15 protein-coding genes are annotated in these 14,969 nt (G+C 61.9%); 10 read left to right on the top strand and 5 right to left on the bottom strand.

From position 1 onward, the window contains the following. Nucleotides 1–7 precede the first annotated feature (7 nt). From BMI91_RS18315 to BMI91_RS18275, 9 genes are all read left to right on the top strand, one after another. Nucleotides 8–796, top strand: coding sequence for an SDR family NAD(P)-dependent oxidoreductase (locus BMI91_RS18315; RefSeq protein WP_078606170.1), 789 nt, complete (start codon nt 8–10; stop codon nt 794–796). 23 nt (nt 797–819) lie between these two features. Continuing rightward, nucleotides 820–1,872, top strand: a complete 1,053-nt coding sequence (locus BMI91_RS18310) for a ketopantoate reductase family protein (protein WP_078606169.1) — start codon at nt 820–822, stop codon at nt 1,870–1,872. Between the two features lie 186 nt (nt 1,873–2,058). Continuing rightward, entirely contained in the window at nt 2,059–2,745 is a 687-nt protein-coding gene (locus BMI91_RS18305; RefSeq protein WP_078522949.1) for a GntR family transcriptional regulator, read from the top strand. 167 nt (nt 2,746–2,912) lie between these two features. Continuing rightward, nucleotides 2,913–3,905 carry a TRAP transporter substrate-binding protein DctP gene (gene dctP / locus BMI91_RS18300; RefSeq protein WP_078522948.1) on the top strand — a complete coding sequence of 331 codons (993 nt, stop codon included), beginning with the start codon at nt 2,913–2,915 and terminating at the stop codon, nt 3,903–3,905. A 61-nt stretch (nt 3,906–3,966) separates the two neighbouring features. Further along, complete coding sequence (locus tag BMI91_RS18295; RefSeq protein ID WP_078542688.1) at nt 3,967–4,500, top strand: TRAP transporter small permease; 534 nt, start codon at nt 3,967–3,969, stop codon at nt 4,498–4,500. Further along, nucleotides 4,497–5,792 (top strand): TRAP transporter large permease, encoded by a 1,296-nt coding sequence (locus tag BMI91_RS18290; RefSeq protein WP_078606168.1) that lies wholly within the window; start codon nt 4,497–4,499, stop codon nt 5,790–5,792. Before BMI91_RS18295 ends, BMI91_RS18290 begins: the two co-directional genes overlap by 4 nt. Before the next feature lie 25 nt (nt 5,793–5,817). After that, nucleotides 5,818–6,273 (top strand): type II 3-dehydroquinate dehydratase, encoded by a 456-nt coding sequence (locus BMI91_RS18285; protein WP_078606167.1) that lies wholly within the window; start codon nt 5,818–5,820, stop codon nt 6,271–6,273. After that, nucleotides 6,273–7,154 carry a shikimate dehydrogenase family protein gene (locus BMI91_RS18280; RefSeq protein ID WP_078606166.1) on the top strand — a complete coding sequence of 294 codons (882 nt, stop codon included), beginning with the start codon at nt 6,273–6,275 and terminating at the stop codon, nt 7,152–7,154. The genes BMI91_RS18285 and BMI91_RS18280 overlap by 1 nt, the downstream gene beginning before the upstream one ends. 13 nt (nt 7,155–7,167) lie before the next feature. Beyond that, on the top strand, nt 7,168–9,069 hold the full coding sequence (locus BMI91_RS18275; protein WP_078606165.1) for a bifunctional sugar phosphate isomerase/epimerase/4-hydroxyphenylpyruvate dioxygenase family protein: 1,902 nt from the start codon (nt 7,168–7,170) through the stop codon (nt 9,067–9,069). Between the two features lie 266 nt (nt 9,070–9,335). On the opposite strand, the gene BMI91_RS20100 is transcribed toward BMI91_RS18275, so the two are convergent. The 5 genes from BMI91_RS20100 to BMI91_RS18250 form a co-directional block, all read right to left on the bottom strand. Then, nucleotides 9,336–10,025, bottom strand: coding sequence for a tyrosine-type recombinase/integrase (locus BMI91_RS20100; protein ID WP_158522198.1), 690 nt, complete (start codon nt 10,023–10,025; stop codon nt 9,336–9,338). Between the two features lie 284 nt (nt 10,026–10,309). Beyond that, nucleotides 10,310–10,609 carry a helix-turn-helix domain-containing protein gene (locus tag BMI91_RS20385; RefSeq protein WP_158522197.1) on the bottom strand — a complete coding sequence of 100 codons (300 nt, stop codon included), beginning with the start codon at nt 10,607–10,609 and terminating at the stop codon, nt 10,310–10,312. A gap of 260 nt (nt 10,610–10,869) precedes the next feature. After that, a complete protein-coding gene (locus tag BMI91_RS18260; protein WP_146684154.1) occupies nt 10,870–12,957 on the bottom strand; it encodes an AAA family ATPase in 2,088 nt (695 codons plus the stop codon). 81 nt (nt 12,958–13,038) lie between these two features. Further along, on the bottom strand, nt 13,039–14,118 hold the full coding sequence (locus BMI91_RS18255) for a GIY-YIG nuclease family protein (protein WP_208607994.1): 1,080 nt from the start codon (nt 14,116–14,118) through the stop codon (nt 13,039–13,041). Nucleotides 14,119–14,168: 50 nt separating this feature from the next. Next, nucleotides 14,169–14,654, bottom strand: a complete 486-nt coding sequence (locus BMI91_RS18250; RefSeq protein ID WP_078606161.1) for a hypothetical protein — start codon at nt 14,652–14,654, stop codon at nt 14,169–14,171. Nucleotides 14,655–14,771: 117 nt separating this feature from the next. Between BMI91_RS18250 and BMI91_RS18245 the strand changes: the two genes are divergently transcribed. After that, entirely contained in the window at nt 14,772–14,942 is a 171-nt protein-coding gene (locus BMI91_RS18245) for a ribbon-helix-helix protein, CopG family (protein ID WP_078606160.1), read from the top strand. Nucleotides 14,943–14,969: the final 27 nt, after the last annotated feature.

Raw genomic sequence — 14,969 nt, 5'->3', positions numbered from 1 at the left:
GGCTATCATGTCGGACAAAGACGAGATGGGAGGCGTCGTCGTCACGGGGGCCGCGCGGGGCATCGGCTTCGAAATCGCCCGGCGCGCGGCGGCGGCTGGATATGGCGTGGTGATCGCCGATCTCGACGACGTGGCAGGCGAGGGGGCGGCTAAGGCCCTCACCGCAGAGGGCGGTCGAGCGATTTTCTGCAAGACCGACGTCACCGACCGGGCGGCGACCCGGGCCGCGATCGCCGCCTGCGAGGCGGAGTTCGGCTTTCTTCATGCCATCGTCAACAACGCAGGCTTCAACCGCCCGCAGCCGTTCCTCGAGACGACCGAGGAGAACTGGACGCAGGTCATGACGGTCAACGGCATGGGCGTGATGATCGGCATCCAGGAAGCGGCGAAGGCGATGATCGCGGCCAAGCGGAAAGGCAAGATCATCAATACCGCCTCGATGGCCGGTCGCGCCGGCTTCGGTGATTTCGCCCCATATTGCGCAAGCAAAGCCGCCGTCATCAGCCTGACGCAGGCCGCGGCCCGCACGCTCGCGCCGCACGGAATCACCGCCAATGCCTTCGCTCCCGGAGTGGTGGAGACGGATCTCTGGACGGTGCTCGACAAGGACTTGATGGAAATGGGCGTCTCCTCCGAGCCGGGCGAGGCGCTGCGCAACTTCGCCGCCGGGATCCCGCTCGGCCGCACATCGACGCCGGCAGACGTGGCCGGAACGGTCGCGTTCCTGCTCTCGCCGGACTCCGATTACATGACCGGCCAATGCCTGCAGATCGACGGCGGGATGATCATGCAATGACCGCAACCGAGGAGACACGACCCATGACCAAGCATACCCCATTTCCCCGCATCGCCTTCATCGGAACCGGTGCGCAGGGTGCCTCCATCGCGGCGGATTTCACGCTCGCAGGTCTGGACGTCACCTTCATCGACCAATGGCCCGCGCATGTCGAAGCGATGCGGGCGAACGGCCTGACGGTCAATATGCCGACCCGCCAGCTGCACACGCCGGTCAAGGCGCTGCACCTGTGCGAGATCGCCGAAATTAAGGAACCTTTCGATCTCGTCTTCATGGTGGTGAAGGCCTACGACACGCGCTGGGCGGCGGAGATGATCAAGCCGGTTCTGGCGGAGCACGGCTTCGTCGTGGGGCTGCAGAACGGTATGACCCAAGAGGCGATCGCAGAGATCGTCGGCAAGCATCGCACGATCGGCGCGGTGATCGAGATCGCCTCGAACATGTGGGAACCCGGCATCACCACGCGCCAGAACGACACCGATGAAAGCTGGTTCGCGCTGGGCGCGCTCGACCCCGAGCAGCAGCCGCGCGTGGAGGAGGTCGCCAATATCCTGCGCCATTCCGGCACCGTCGAAGTCGTGGAGGATATCCACTCCGCCAAATGGATGAAGCTCGTGGTGAATGCGGCGGAGCTGATCCCCTCGGCGATCATCGACACGGCACTCAACGATGCCGCGCGCCAGCCCGAGTTTCTCGAGGTAATGCGCAAGGCAGGCTACGAGGCGATGGACGCGGCGCTGGCCGACGGCGCCACGGTCATGCCGATCATCGGGATGCCGCCGGTCATGAGCAACCACCCAGAACGCTTTGTCGACGAGATCTTCGACGAGGTGCTGCGCACTTTCTCGCGCGAAGACACGCTGACGACCTCGCTGCAGGACTGGCGCAAGGGCAGGCGGGCCGAGGTCGACGAGGTGAACGGGCTCGTTGTCGATATTCTCGAAGCCAAGGGGAAAGCCGCGCCGATGAACCGCAAGGTCGTCGAGATGGCCAAGGAGATCGAGGCGGGCAAACGTGTTCTCAGCCCCGCGAACTCGGACGAACTGGTGGCGCATTACCGAGGGCTAGTGCAGTAGGGACGTGTCTGCTCAGCTCGTAAACCCTTCGGCAGCTTGCATGAGGCTGCGCCGTCGCCGGTGGTTTTTCGGTATCAAAGGTTGTCGCACGTTCAGCGGATTGCGCCTGAATTCGGATAAATTGCTTGGATGATGCCTCGCGCAAGGCGATAAGCGGAAGGCAATGGCAATAGATCGACGCGCGACGTGAAGATACATAAGTTCGATATCAGTGGACATCCCGGGGAGACTGTCGGTGACATCACCCACCGACGCCTGCGTGGCGACATCGTGCATGGGCGGTTCAAACCCGGGCAGAAGCTGAAGCTCGATCTGCTGCGCAAGAAATACGATATCAGCGTGACGACGCTGCGCGAACTGCTCAGCAGCCTGACGAATGAGGGGCTCGTCACCGCTGAAGGACAACGCGGCTTCGAGGTGGCGCCGATCAGCAAGGCCGACCTGCGGGATCTGGCCGACCTGCGTCTGCTGCTCGAGACCCACGCTCTGCGCCAGTCCATCGCGAATGGCGATATCGAGTGGGAGGCGGGGGTCGTCTCGTCGCATTACAAACTGGAGACGATCGAGCGCGAGCTGATCGCGGGCGGCGACGGCCCGGTGCAACCTTGGGTGCGTCACGACTGGGATTTCCACTTCGCGATGATCGCGGCGTGCGACAGGCCGAACCTGATGCGCACGCATTCTTCGGTCTTCGATCGCTTCATGCGCTATCACATGATCATTCTGGAATTCCGCGGCGAGAAGGCCAAGGAAGATCACATTCGCCTGCGCGACCTGACCTTGGCCCGCGATGCGGATGCGGCCGTAGAGTTGCTGATCTCCCATGTCGAAAGCGGCGTCGACCACATTCTGGCGACCGGTCGCGTTCCCTGAACTCTTTGAACGACGGCGTCTGACAGTCGGCAAGCGGGTGGAGAAGAACACCCGCTCGTGATTTTGTACGTCAAAAATAAAAATGTATGATATTTTTAAAGTTGACATATGAAATTTGAGATGCCGAATTGAATGAGCCGCTCTCGATGCGGCGAAAGGGAGGAACTATGACCAAATTGACTCGCCGCAGCGTGCTGGCGACAGGGGCCGCTGGTGCAGCCGCGACCCTGATGGCAGGCACTGCATTCGCTCAAGATCGCAAACGGCTCCGCCTGTCTTCGGTGGTGTCGAATAACGACATTCGCGCCAAGGCCTTCGCCCGCATTTCCGAGGATGTCGCCAAGGATTTCGACCTGCAGGTCTACAACCAGTCGACGCTTGTTCCCCAAGGGGGCGAACTGACCTCGATCCAGCGCGGAACGCTGGAAATGGGCCTCGTCGCGCCGCAGAAGCTGGCCGATCAGGTGCCGGAATGGTCGATCCTGACCGCCGCCTATGTGCTGCGCGATGCGGCCCATATGAAAGCCGTGTTCGACAGCGACGTGGGCAAGCAGCTGAACGATCTCGCCGCGCAGGCCGGGCTCCATGTCCTCGCGCCGGTCTATTTCGGCGCGCGTCAGGTCAATCTGAAGCCCGAGAAGAAGATCAACACGCCCGAGGATCTGAAGGGGATGACCCTGCGCATGCCGGGCGGCGACGCGTGGCAGTTCCTTGGCGAGGCGATCGGCGCCAGCCCGACGCCGCTGGCCTATTCCGAGGTCTACACCGCGCTCCAGACTGGGGCGATCGACGGTCAGGACAACCCGCTGCCGAACGACTACAACATGAAGTTCTATGAGGTCACGAGCCAGATTGCCCTGACCAGCCACCTCGTCGGTTTCGACGTGCTTGGTATCTCCAAGAAGGTCTGGGACGATATGAGCGCCGATCAGCAGAAGTTGCTGAAGGACTCCGTGGACAAGGAAATCGCCGCCAGCACCGAGGAGCACCTCAAGCGCGAGCAGGAACTGGTGGACTTCTTCAAGGAACAGGGCCTCGAGGTCTACGAACCCGACCGCGCCGCTTTCCGGGACTACGCCCAGAAGAAGTATCTCGCCAGCGACTTCGCCAAGAGCTGGCCCGAGGGGATGCTCGAACAGATCAACGCGATCCAGGCCTGACCCCCGGACACACTGAGGGCGGGGGGCCGTGTCGGCCCTTCGCCCCTCGAAAGGCAAACCGATGCAAAACACGAGCCGCCGCTGGCGGAACGTAGCGCGCCGTCTGGCCGACGCCGTTCCGGCGCTGCTTCTGGCCGCCATGTTCCTGGCCTTCATCGTTCAGGTCTTCATGCGCTATGTCCTGAACCACCCCGTCGGCTGGACGGTCGAGCTCTGCGTCATCGCGTGGCTCTGGGTCGTGCTGTGGGGGCAATCCGTCTCAGCGCGCGAAGAAGACGAGATCCGCTTCGACATCATCTACGGCGCGGTCCGGCCCAAGGTGCGCCGCGTGTTCCGCATCCTGTTCTCGCTCTTCATCGTCGGGATTTATGCGGCCTCACTGCCGGATGTCCTCAGCTACATCTCCTTCATGAAGATCGAGAAGACGGCCTACATGAAGATCCCCTTCAGCTACGTCTTCTCCGTTTTTGCAATTTTCACGGCGGTCACGATCCTGCGCTATGGCTGGATCCTGATCAAAGAACTGCGCGGTCAGGGCCCCGAAGATGACAATCCCGACCTGACGCATGTCGCGCGCAAGGATTTCTCCGAATGAGCTGGGAATTCACCCTCGCCGTGGCGGCCATCGTCGCCACCGCCATCGTCGGCCTGCCGATCGGGCATGCCATGCTGGGGGCCTCGATCCTCTATCTTCTGCTCGAACAGCAAGACATGAGCATCGCCGCCGAGCAGGTTTTGCGCGGGCTCTACGGCTCCTATGTCCTGCTGGCGATCCCGCTCTTCATCTTCGCGGCCGACCTGATGAATATCGGCTCGCTCTCCGACCGGCTGCTGGATTTCTGCCGCGCGCTGGTGGGGCGCTTCCGGGGCGGGCTGGGCCATGTGAACGTCGTGTCGTCGCTGATCTTCTCGGGCATGTCGGGCTCGGCTATCGCCGACGCGGTCGGGATCGGCAAAATCATCATCCAACTGATGACCAAGGACGGGAAATATCCCCCGGCCTATGCCGGAGCGATCACCGCCGCCGCCGCGATTATCGGCCCGATCATTCCGCCCTCGATCCCGATGGTGCTCTATGCGCTCGTCTCCGACACCTCGATCGGCTACCTCTTTCTCGGCGGCGTGGGGCCCGGTCTGATCCTCGCGCTTCTGCTGATGGTGATGAACGCGATCCAGGCTCGACGTCACGGCTTCCCGGTGGAAGTGCCCGTGCCTGTGCGCGAGATGCCCCGCATCACGCTGCGCGCCGTCCCCGCCCTGCTGATGCCGGTGATCCTTCTGGTCGGCATCTATGGCGGCATCACCACGCCCACCGAGGCGGCCGCGCTCGCCGCGCTCTATGCCTTCCTGATCTCGACCTTCCTCTACCGCTCCGTCAGCCTGCGCGCAGCCTATGAGACCGTGTGCCAATCCGCGCGATCCACGGCGAGCGTGGGCATCCTGATCGCCGGGGCGCTGGCTTTCAACTACGTGGTCACGGTCGAGCAGATCCCGAACGAGATCCGCGGCGCATTGGGTGACATGCAGCTCGACCGCGTCACCTTCCTGCTTCTGGTCAACGTGCTCCTGCTGGTTCTCGGATGCCTGCTGGAAGCCAATGCGATCCTCCTGGTGATCGTGCCGATCCTGCTGCCCACCGCGGTGTCGCTCGGCGTGGACCCGGTGCATTTCGGAGTGGTCGTCGTGGTCAACACGATGATCGGGCTCGCGACGCCACCCTACGGGTTGCTGCTTTTCGTCGTCAGCGGGATCACCAAATCCCCGATCGGCCAGACGATCCGGCATCTCGTCCCCTTCCTCATCATCATGATCGTCGGACTCGCGATCATCACTTTCGTGCCGGGCACCGTGCTGTGGCTGCCCCGGCTTTACGGTTACGGCGGCTGACAGGCCGCAAATCAGGAGACCTCACATGGCCCAGAAAGACCTTCCGATCCTGGTCATCAATGGCCCCAACCTGAACCTGCTCGGCACGCGCCAACCCGAGATCTACGGGCACGACACGCTCGAAGATGCGGAGCGGTTGAGCCGCAACGCAGCGGCCGCGGCGGGGATGGAAATCGACTTCCGCCAATCCAACCACGAGGGCGAAATCGTCGACTGGATCCAATGGGCCCGCACCAACGCCTGCGCCATTCTGATCAACCCGGCAGGCTTCACCTCGACCTCCATCGCGATCCTCGATTCCCTGCTGATCTTCGACGGGCCTATCTTCGAGGTTCACGTCTCGGCCCTGTTCCGGCGCGACGAATTCCGCCACCCGTCCTACGTCTCGAAAGCGGCGACGGCGAAGATCGAGGGCTTCGGCATCGCGGGCTACGGCTTCGCGATCACCCGGATCGCCCAACTCGTGAAAGGCGCCAAGTAATGCCTGCCCCGGTAAGCCCTTCTGAGACAGCGTCGGACGACGCGGTCATCCGGCTGGGTCTGATCGGCGACAATATCGCCGTCTCGCAGGCCCCGCGCCTGCACCGGCTGGCCGGGCTGCAGAACGGGCGCAAGGTGACCTATGACCGGCTCGTGCCGCGCGAGCTTGGTCAGGATCACGCGACGATCCTCGCCAACTGCGTCGCACAGGGTTATCGGGGGCTCAACATCACCTATCCCTACAAGGAGAAGGTGGCGGCGCTGGTCCGCATCTCCGACCCGATGGTCCGGCGACTGGGTGCCGTGAATACCGTCCTCTTCGAACCCACCGGAGCGGAGGGCCACAACACCGATCATTCCGGCTTCATCTCCGCCTATCGCGCCGCACGCGGCTCCACGCCGCCCGGAACCACCCTGCTTATCGGCACCGGTGGCGTCGGTCGGGCCATCGCCTTCGCGCTGGTTGCGCTCGATGCCGCCGAGATCCGCCTTGCCGACCACGACATCGAGAAGGCCGAGGTTCTCGCGTCGGAACTGGAAGCGGCGAAACCGGGACTTCGCGTCACCGTGGGGCGGGACGCCGCCGAGATGTCCGAAGGCACCGAAGGGCTCATCAACGCAACCCCGGTCGGCATGACCGGCCATCCGGGCTCGCCACTTGAGGCATCCGCAATCACCGGCGCATGGGCCTTCGACGCCGTCTACACGCCGGTCGAGACCGAGTTCCTCACCACTGCACAGGCGGCGGGCCTGCGGGTCATCTCGGGTTACGAGCTGTTCATCTGGCAGGGCGTCGATGCCTGGAAGCTCTTCACGGGTCTGCCGCTCGACGTCGCCCGCTTGCGCAGCGATCTCGCGAAAACCGACCCGGCCACATCCTGAAAGGAGGCCTCCCATGAAAACCGCTATCGCCACTGTCTCGATTTCGGGAACGTTGCAGGAAAAGCTGGAGGCGATTGCTGCAGCGGGATTCGACGGGATCGAGATATTCGAGCAGGATTTCATCGCCCATGACGGCGGGCCGCGCGAAGTCGGCCAGATGGTCCGCGATCACGGGCTGGAAATCTTCCTCTTCCAGCCCTTCCGCGATTTCGAAGGGCTCCCGGCTCCACTGCGCCATCGAGCCCTGAAACGCGCCGAGCACAAGTTCGAGCTCATGCGCGAGCTCGGCACCCGCGACATGCTGGTCTGTTCCTCGGTTCATCCCGAGGCGCTTGGCGGGATAGATCGCATGGCTGGCGATTTCGCCGCCTTGGGCGAGCTTGCCGCAGGCTACGACATTCGCGTCGGCTTCGAGGCGCTCGCGTGGGGGCGCCATGTCTGGGACCACCGCGACGCGTGGGAAGTGGTGCGCCGGGCGGACCATCCCAATGTCGGCCTGATCCTCGACAGCTTCCATTCGCTCGCCCGCAAGATCGAGCCGGATACGATACGGCGGATCCCGGGCGACAAGATTTTCTACGTCCAGCTTGCCGATGCTCCGGCGATCGATATGGACCTGCTCTATTGGTCGCGCCACTTCCGCAACATGCCGGGCGAGGGCGATCTGGATGTCACCGGCTTCATGCGCGCCGTGATGGCCACCGGCTATGACGGACCGGCAAGCCTCGAGATTTTCAACGACCAGTTCCGCGGCGGCCCGACACGGACCATCGCACGCGACGGCTATCGCTCACTGGTGGCGCTGATGGATGACGTCCGGCGCACCGAGCCCGGGCTGGAAGACAAGATCAGCGAGATTCCGGCGCGCGTCGCCGTGGACGGGGTCGAGTTCATCGAGTTCGCGGCGCAGGGCACGGAGGCGGAGGCGCTGAAGACGTTGCTCACGACTCTCGGCTTCCGCATGTCGGGGCGGCATCGCAACAAGATGCTGGAAGTCTGGCGTCAGGGCGATATCCGCATTCTTATCAATGCCGAGACAACGGGCTTCGCAGCGTCCACTTGGACCGCGCGCGGCACCAATGTTTGCGACATCGGCCTCAAGGTCGCGGATGCGGCCTCGACGGTCACGCGTGCGCGAGCGCTCGGCGCCAAGACCTTTTCGCAGCCCGTCGGGCCGGGGGAACTGGACATCCCGGCGATCCGTGGGCTTGGGGGCTCGGTGCTGCATTTCGTGGATGCCTCGAGCGGTCTCAGCGAAGTCTGGGACGTCGAGTTCGAGCCCGCAGAAGACATGTCGAACCGCGACGCTGGCCTGACCTCCATCGACCATGTGGCGCAGACGATGGAATATGACGAAATGCTCAGTTGGGCGCTGTTCTACACGACGCTGTTCGACATGCAGAAAGCCCCGATGGTCGACGTGATCGACCCGGACGGTCTCGTTCGCAGCCAAGCCATCGCATCGCGCGCGCGCCCCGATGGAAAGGGTCTGAAGGTTACGCTCAACGGAGCCGAGACCCATCGCACCCTCGCGGGCGATTTCCTGACGCATGGCTTCGGCGCTTCGGTGCAGCATGTGGCTCTGAGAACCGACGATATGCTCAAGACCGCCGCCGCGCTGGCCGATCTGGGCTTCGACCCGCTGCCGATGCCGGCCAACTACTATGCGGATCTCGAAGCGCGCTTCGACCTGTCGCCGGAATTTCTGGAGCGGCTGCGCGCGTCGAACATCCTCTATGACGAGGATGCGCATGGCGCCTTTCTTCAGCTTTACTCGCGGCCCTTCGCAGGGGGCATGTTCTTCGAAATCCTCGAAAGGCGGGGCGGCTACGAGGGGTTCGGTGCGGCCAACGCCCCGTTCCGGATCGCCGCGCAGAAGCGGTTTGGCCGCGTGAAGGGCATGCCCGACCTCTGAGTGACGGCGACTCGGTGAAATGTCCCCAAGTGTCTTGGAGACGGGAGCAGGGAGACGCCGAACTCGGCTTGCCGCTGATCCTCCATTCTCCCGCGTACTGTCCGTTTTTCCGTTTCGCAGTGAAATGGCGGCATGCTCAGTCTCTGGTGTGATTTTCACCAGAAATCAGTCTCTTACGATTTCGAGTAAGCTGGAGCGGGTAGCGGGAATCGAACCCGCGCGTTCAGCTTGGGAAGCTGACAGGAATGCGTGCAAGTGATTGTTTTTCAAGGGCGTTTCTTGGCGCTTCGGGAGGGTTTTCGGGAGGCGTTGTTGGACAACGCTGAAAACCCATCGATCGCATCTGCCAGATCTTCGTCCAAGACGTGTGCATAACGGCTTGTCGTCGTGATCTCTGAGTGACCCAAGAGACGGGATACCATCTTGATGTTTTTCGTCTCCCGAAGCATCCGTGTCGCAAAGGTGTGGCGCAGATCATGGAAGTGAAAGTCTTCAATGTCGGCTGCGTTCACAGCTTTTCGGAAATGCTCGAACGCGGTCGAGTTTTGGAGAATGCGCCGACGTGCCGCTCTCTTTCGATTATGGACCCGAAATGTGAAGACATAAGGGGCGTGATCGGGATCGTCAGATTTTTCAAGCGTCGCGAGCATTGCCTTGATCTCCCGGCTCATCGGAAAATTCATCGACTTTGCAGATGTGCCGGTGTCGGTCTTCATCTTGAACTTCATTCGTCCGGTATCGACGTCAATATCACGCCAGCGCAGTTGGCAGATTGATCCCTGTCGCGCGCCCGTCATGAGTGCGAACTGGACCAGCGGATGCAGGTCGCGGCGAAGATGTTCGAACAGCCGTTTCTGCTCGGCGATCGTCAGTTCCCTGACGCGTTCTTTCGGCTCGGGCAGCCTCGTCGCGCTGAAATTGAGGTTTGGAACTGCGGCGCCGTGCTTGTTCTCCATATGCCGAAGGGCGCGAGCAAGCGAGGCGAAAGTTCGGTTTACAGTCGCGTTTGATACCTCTGAGCGCCGGCTGGACCGGAGCCGCATAAGGTCTGCATCAGTCAACTGGGAAAGAGGTGTCGCAGGTTTTATGACCGTGAGGATCGATCTGAACTGACTTCTCGTTGTCCTAGCGCTTGGCTGGTCTTGGCTGACATCCGCGAAGTAGGTTCCGAGTGCTTCGGACAGCGTGAAGTTTCGCGTAATTTCGGGAGCGTTTCGCGCGGCGACCCGAGCTTCTGCCTCTACTGCCTTCGCTTCCTCGAAGTCGTCGGTCCCGCAAGATCCATGAAATCGACGACCCCTGATTTGGAAGTCGTAGTGCCAGTTGCGCGAACCTTTGGGTCGATAGGGCATTTCGGTTCGATCCTTTTCGTGTTCCGTCCGACAAAGTCGGCGAGATCGCGTGCGTCGTAGCGGATTGATCCACTTGTGAGGGTGATGAACGGCAGGCCAGACGCGCGGAGGCGCCGCAGCGTTTTTGTGGAAACGCGCAGCCGGTCCGCTGCCTCTCTCGGGGTTAAGAGTCTCGGAATATCATCCATTCCACCCCCCGAAATGTCGGGGAGAGAAGCGGACCCAGTTTCTATCTTTGTCTTGCCTTGCCATAGCCGCATCGCTCGGTTGCATCCCCGCAAGCTCACGGGGACCGCTGATGCATCAATTCTAAGCTATGTCTCTGGCCTAAACCGCGTATTTGCTCGCCAGCATCGTTCGAAGATGTTGATAACTCAGGATAGTTGCGATTTTTTCGCATCTACGAACATCATGCGTCGAGCAATTCCGCGCAACATCGCGAATTCCATCATTTGGGTTTGAGATGGGTGTCCAGAATTTTCCTTCCCAGTCGGGTGGAATGCGGAAACACTCGTGATGCGAGATCTTGCAAGCGGTCTGCCTCGAGCTCCCGGTGTTCGAGCAGCGTATTTTTGAGGAATTCGAGCGACTGCGTATTTTCCGCGATCAGATTTGTCGCGGCGCGATGTGCCTCATCGAGAATTCCGACGACGTGAGCGCGCAGTTGCTCAGGCAGAGACACGAGTTGATCACTCTTAACTGGTGCCCAGAATAGCTCTCCTCCAAGCAATCCCATTTTCGTCACGGTATCGAGGGCGAGGCGGGTGGCGACGCCGAGATCGGAGTGTTCCGACCCGCCGGCGCCGCTCGAAACCGATCCTAGCATAACCTGTTCCGCAGCCCGCCCCGCGAGACCAACAGTAATCGCGGCACGAATGTTGTTCTCGGTGAGCAATGGCGCATCGGCCCCTTCGATGTATCCGCCGAACGGCCCGATCACGACACGTGTAGGAAGCGTCGGCAACAGGCTAAACGCCGCAAGGAGATGGCCCGCTTCATGGATTGCGATCCGCTCGAGTTGGTCAGTCGCGGCGACCGGCGCGACCTCCAGCGCGGCATGCCAAATGTCGTCAGAGGTGACTGCGCGTCCGAGTTGCCGAGCAATGCCAAGCGCGGAGCGCGCGACGCTGGCAGCAGTCGCACCACTAGAGCCCAGCAAGAGATCCGCGCCTTGCGTCACATTGAGATCCGGTGCGCCAAGCGTATCGCGCAAGATCGCCGAGATACCGGCTCGATCCGGGTAGCGCATCCTCAGGTGCAGATCGAGCCGCCCTGCGCGCCGCAGCGCCGGATCGATAACGTCTGGATGGTTCGTTGCTGCAAGCACCATCACGCCCGACGTCTCGGCCAGCCGCGTGAGTTGAAGCAACATGGCATTGACCACCTGTCGTTGATATTCGCTGTTTTGGTGGTTGGTGCCGCGGCTCGTGAAACTGTCCATTTCGTCGATGAAGAGCACGCACGGCGCCTTCGAGATCGCTTCCAAGACGACTTCGTCAAGAGCTGCGAGCATCTGTCCGAGGTGTCCGGCCTTTTGGCACTCAGCATAGCTCGTGGCCACCAGCGGAACGCCGAGCTCTTCGGCGACTGCCCGCGCTAGCATTGTTTTGCCGCAGCCGGTTGGCCCCGAGACCAGCGCACTCGTGTTGAGTGCTGACCAGTCGGCCTCGCCAGATTGCCAGTTGCTAAAGCCTGCAAGTAGGCGATCGAGCTGCGGACGGATCGGCCCAAGACCCTGCACGCGATCGAGCGCGCGGACTTGTTTCGGTGCACACGCTGCAGAGTAATTCATCAGCCTTTGGGCAACTTCGGCTGCCGTTGCTGCCTTGAAAGCCGGCGTTAGCAACGGGCCATCGAGACGGCGAAGTGCATCGTCGGAGGGCAGAGCGTCGTGAAGCGCCCACCAAGACCTCTCTTCGGTTTCGGGATGCGTGATGCGCAGGAGCTCGAGGATCAGAGCGCACGAGACGGGCGGCAATTTAAGGGGGGCCGGACAGATGGTCCGGGCCACGCTCGTAAAAGCAGCAGGGTCGGCTGCGACGGCCAGAAGCGGATCGCCGAAACTGATGGCTTCGTCTTGCGTTTGCCGGAAGCGTTGGTGTTGGCGCGCGCGTTCGGAGGCGGACGCACCGCGCGACGAGGCGTCAACACGCGCAACAAGTCTGACGCCTTCCCTGCGGCGCAATCCGAGGAATTTGCTCAACCGAGGGAGGAGGCGCGGCAGATCGGCCATCGCCAGCACGAGATCGCGTCCGGGGCGCACTTGAACCAGCGTGCAGCTGCCGTCTTCGTGCATCCGCCGAGCGGCGGCCTCATCTCCAAGGAGATGCGCAAAACGAAGCGCGAAAGCGAGGGTCTCGATCGAGAAGGCGGACATCTCCGCCTGCTCGTCGTCGAGCTCCTCTGGATCGGAGGCCGATGGAGGCTCGCAGGGCTCCATTAGGTGGCGGAGAAATTTCTCCGCGAAAGCGACCTTTCGGTCGGAGTTGAAGAGTTCTTTTAAGGGGGAAGAAGTGGTGGGAAGGGAGTGGGGCATGAACGGATCCTCGGTGGAGCTCGGTAAGGAAGAAGACACAGCCCTCTCCCGCCCGGCGGCGGGAGGGGGCGCAGAGACAAGTCAGGAGTCGCGCATGCGCTTCGAACGCGACCGTTGCCGAGCGAAGCTCTTGGCGGCGGCACGCGCTTCCTTCCGCGCGATCCGATCGAGCAGGCGCAGGATCACCGGTTCGAGCTCGGCGCGATAAAGCTCGGATTTGACCCGGAGATATGCGGCAAAATCCGAATGCGGCAGCTCCATGCCGGGGTGCTGCGTGGCGAGCCATTTGTGGGCGCGTTTCTCAATTCGCTGCGCGTGGCGCCCCGTGCGCATCGGCACCTTGCAAAGCAGCTCGCGCGGCAACTCCGGGTCGCGGTGCAGTTGATAGTTCAACCGCGACTCCGGAATGCGCGAGTAGCCCAGCTTGACGGCGTGCTTGCCAGGCTGCAGCTCGAAGCGCATCGCGTAGAGATAGCTCGGCTCGGTCGACCATCCCTCTCCGCAGCCAGGACAGGTGAAACGCCCAGTGACGATATTGCCGCGTGTGATCCGGGACAGCGCGCCGCAGCCATCAGCGTGGCGGTAAATCCGGTAATTGGCCTTGCCTTTCGGGTCAGCGCCGACCAGATCCCAGCCCCTGGCTCGCGCGTCTTCACGATCGCGGGCCTCTTGGCAGGCCTCACATTCGGGCCCGAACTCGCCACGCGCGACACGCAGCACAGAGCCAAACTGCCGCCGCACCTCATGGCCGCATGGCGCCCTGTAAAAGGCATAGTGCCGGTTCTGGGGATCGCGACGCAGCAACTCGAAGCCAGCTTCGCGCGCCGTCTCTTGCCACCTCGCCTCAACGCAATGCGGGCATTCGGGCTGGAAATTCATCAGCACGTAATATCGGCTCGCATGAATGTTGCCGCAGGTCTCGCATTCGAGCGCAAGGGTGTTCTTGTCCTTCACCCGTGCGACAACGCGGTAGCCCTTGGCCTTTGCCGCGTCATGCCATTTCGGATGGATTTTGCCAGGCTGAATCGGAAGCTCTTCGCCGCGGATGATGAGCGAGCCGGAGGTGTTCTGGGTCATGATGAGACCCTCCTTTGGAAGAAAAGCATGGGCCCGGCGCAAGAAAGCAACGCCAGGAAATTCCAGAGATGCGCGCAGGAGCAATGAGGCCGGTCAGGCGACCGGGTTTCTTGCTGCGTTGCGTGTGTTGGGGATCAGTGGGCCGTCGGAGCCGCGACGTCGTCGATCAGTTCGAGCGACATGAAGCTATCTAGCGTGCGCAGGACTTGCTCAATTCGATCGTTACAGAGACGGTCGAAATCCGTCTCCTCGACGATCAGGAAGTCATGGCTACGCTCGCGCACAAGCTTTCGGAACGCGGCGAGCTTGTGCCCGCTATCGGCAGCCTGCGCGAGCTTGAAGAGATATACCGAAAGCCTGAGGGACTTCTCGACCGGCACACGAGGCTCTTCGCCGAGAATGGCCATCTGGAGATCCAGAACGTGATCCTGCGCATTCTCCGCCGCGGTAAGCCAAGCCGAATAGGCAGGATCCCAATAATCGACGTGGCGGAGCTCACGCTCGCGCTCCACGACGGCGAGGAGCGCCTTCAGAAACTCCGGGAAGAGCATCAGGATCGGCGTCTCGATGCGCGCATCTTCATTCGCGCGAATGCGCGTGATAGAGGGGGTGTTAGCCATGGTTATCTCCTTGGGCGAGATGGCTGTGGTTAGAGCGAGGGCGAGAGTTGGCGCTCTTGCCTTCGCTCGAACAATGTGGCTTTATGGGCCCATAAAGTCAACCGTGGATTTGATGTCATGACCGAAAAAAAGATGGGGCGTCCGCGCACCGACACCGAGGCAGTCACCGTGCGGCTTCCGCGCGAGACGATCAGAGCGCTCGATGAGCTACGAAAGCTCGAGGAAGATCTCCCGACACGACCCGAGATGATCCGGCGGATCTTGGATGCTCATCTGAAGCAGAATTAGCGCGGATTGCTGAAGTCCGTCGGAATA

It is taken from the genome of Thioclava sediminum (assembly GCF_002020355.1).
GTDB classification, from domain to species: Bacteria; Pseudomonadota; Alphaproteobacteria; order Rhodobacterales; family Rhodobacteraceae; genus Thioclava; species Thioclava sediminum.
The sequence above is the reverse complement of the archived record's forward strand: the minus strand, read 5'-3'. Positions and strand labels throughout refer to the sequence as shown.

Excerpts from the sequence above, each read along its gene's own strand:
- BMI91_RS18315 (WP_078606170.1), top strand. The coding sequence starts at position 8 with ATGTCGGACAAAGACGAGATGGGAGGCGTCGTCGTCACGGGGGCCGCG.
- BMI91_RS18310 (WP_078606169.1), top strand. The coding sequence starts at position 820 with ATGACCAAGCATACCCCATTTCCCCGCATCGCCTTCATCGGAACCGGT.
- dctP (WP_078522948.1), top strand. The coding sequence starts at position 2,913 with ATGACCAAATTGACTCGCCGCAGCGTGCTGGCGACAGGGGCCGCTGGT.
- BMI91_RS18295 (WP_078542688.1), top strand. The coding sequence starts at position 3,967 with ATGCAAAACACGAGCCGCCGCTGGCGGAACGTAGCGCGCCGTCTGGCC.
- BMI91_RS18290 (WP_078606168.1), top strand. The coding sequence starts at position 4,497 with ATGAGCTGGGAATTCACCCTCGCCGTGGCGGCCATCGTCGCCACCGCC.
- BMI91_RS18285 (WP_078606167.1), top strand. The coding sequence starts at position 5,818 with ATGGCCCAGAAAGACCTTCCGATCCTGGTCATCAATGGCCCCAACCTG.
- BMI91_RS18280 (WP_078606166.1), top strand. The coding sequence starts at position 6,273 with ATGCCTGCCCCGGTAAGCCCTTCTGAGACAGCGTCGGACGACGCGGTC.
- BMI91_RS18275 (WP_078606165.1), top strand. The coding sequence starts at position 7,168 with ATGAAAACCGCTATCGCCACTGTCTCGATTTCGGGAACGTTGCAGGAA.
- BMI91_RS20100 (WP_158522198.1), bottom strand. The coding sequence starts at position 10,025 with ATGGAGAACAAGCACGGCGCCGCAGTTCCAAACCTCAATTTCAGCGCG.
- BMI91_RS20385 (WP_158522197.1), bottom strand. The coding sequence starts at position 10,609 with ATGGATGATATTCCGAGACTCTTAACCCCGAGAGAGGCAGCGGACCGG.
- BMI91_RS18260 (WP_146684154.1), bottom strand. The coding sequence starts at position 12,957 with ATGCCCCACTCCCTTCCCACCACTTCTTCCCCCTTAAAAGAACTCTTC.
- BMI91_RS18250 (WP_078606161.1), bottom strand. The coding sequence starts at position 14,654 with ATGGCTAACACCCCCTCTATCACGCGCATTCGCGCGAATGAAGATGCG.
- BMI91_RS18245 (WP_078606160.1), top strand. The coding sequence starts at position 14,772 with ATGACCGAAAAAAAGATGGGGCGTCCGCGCACCGACACCGAGGCAGTC.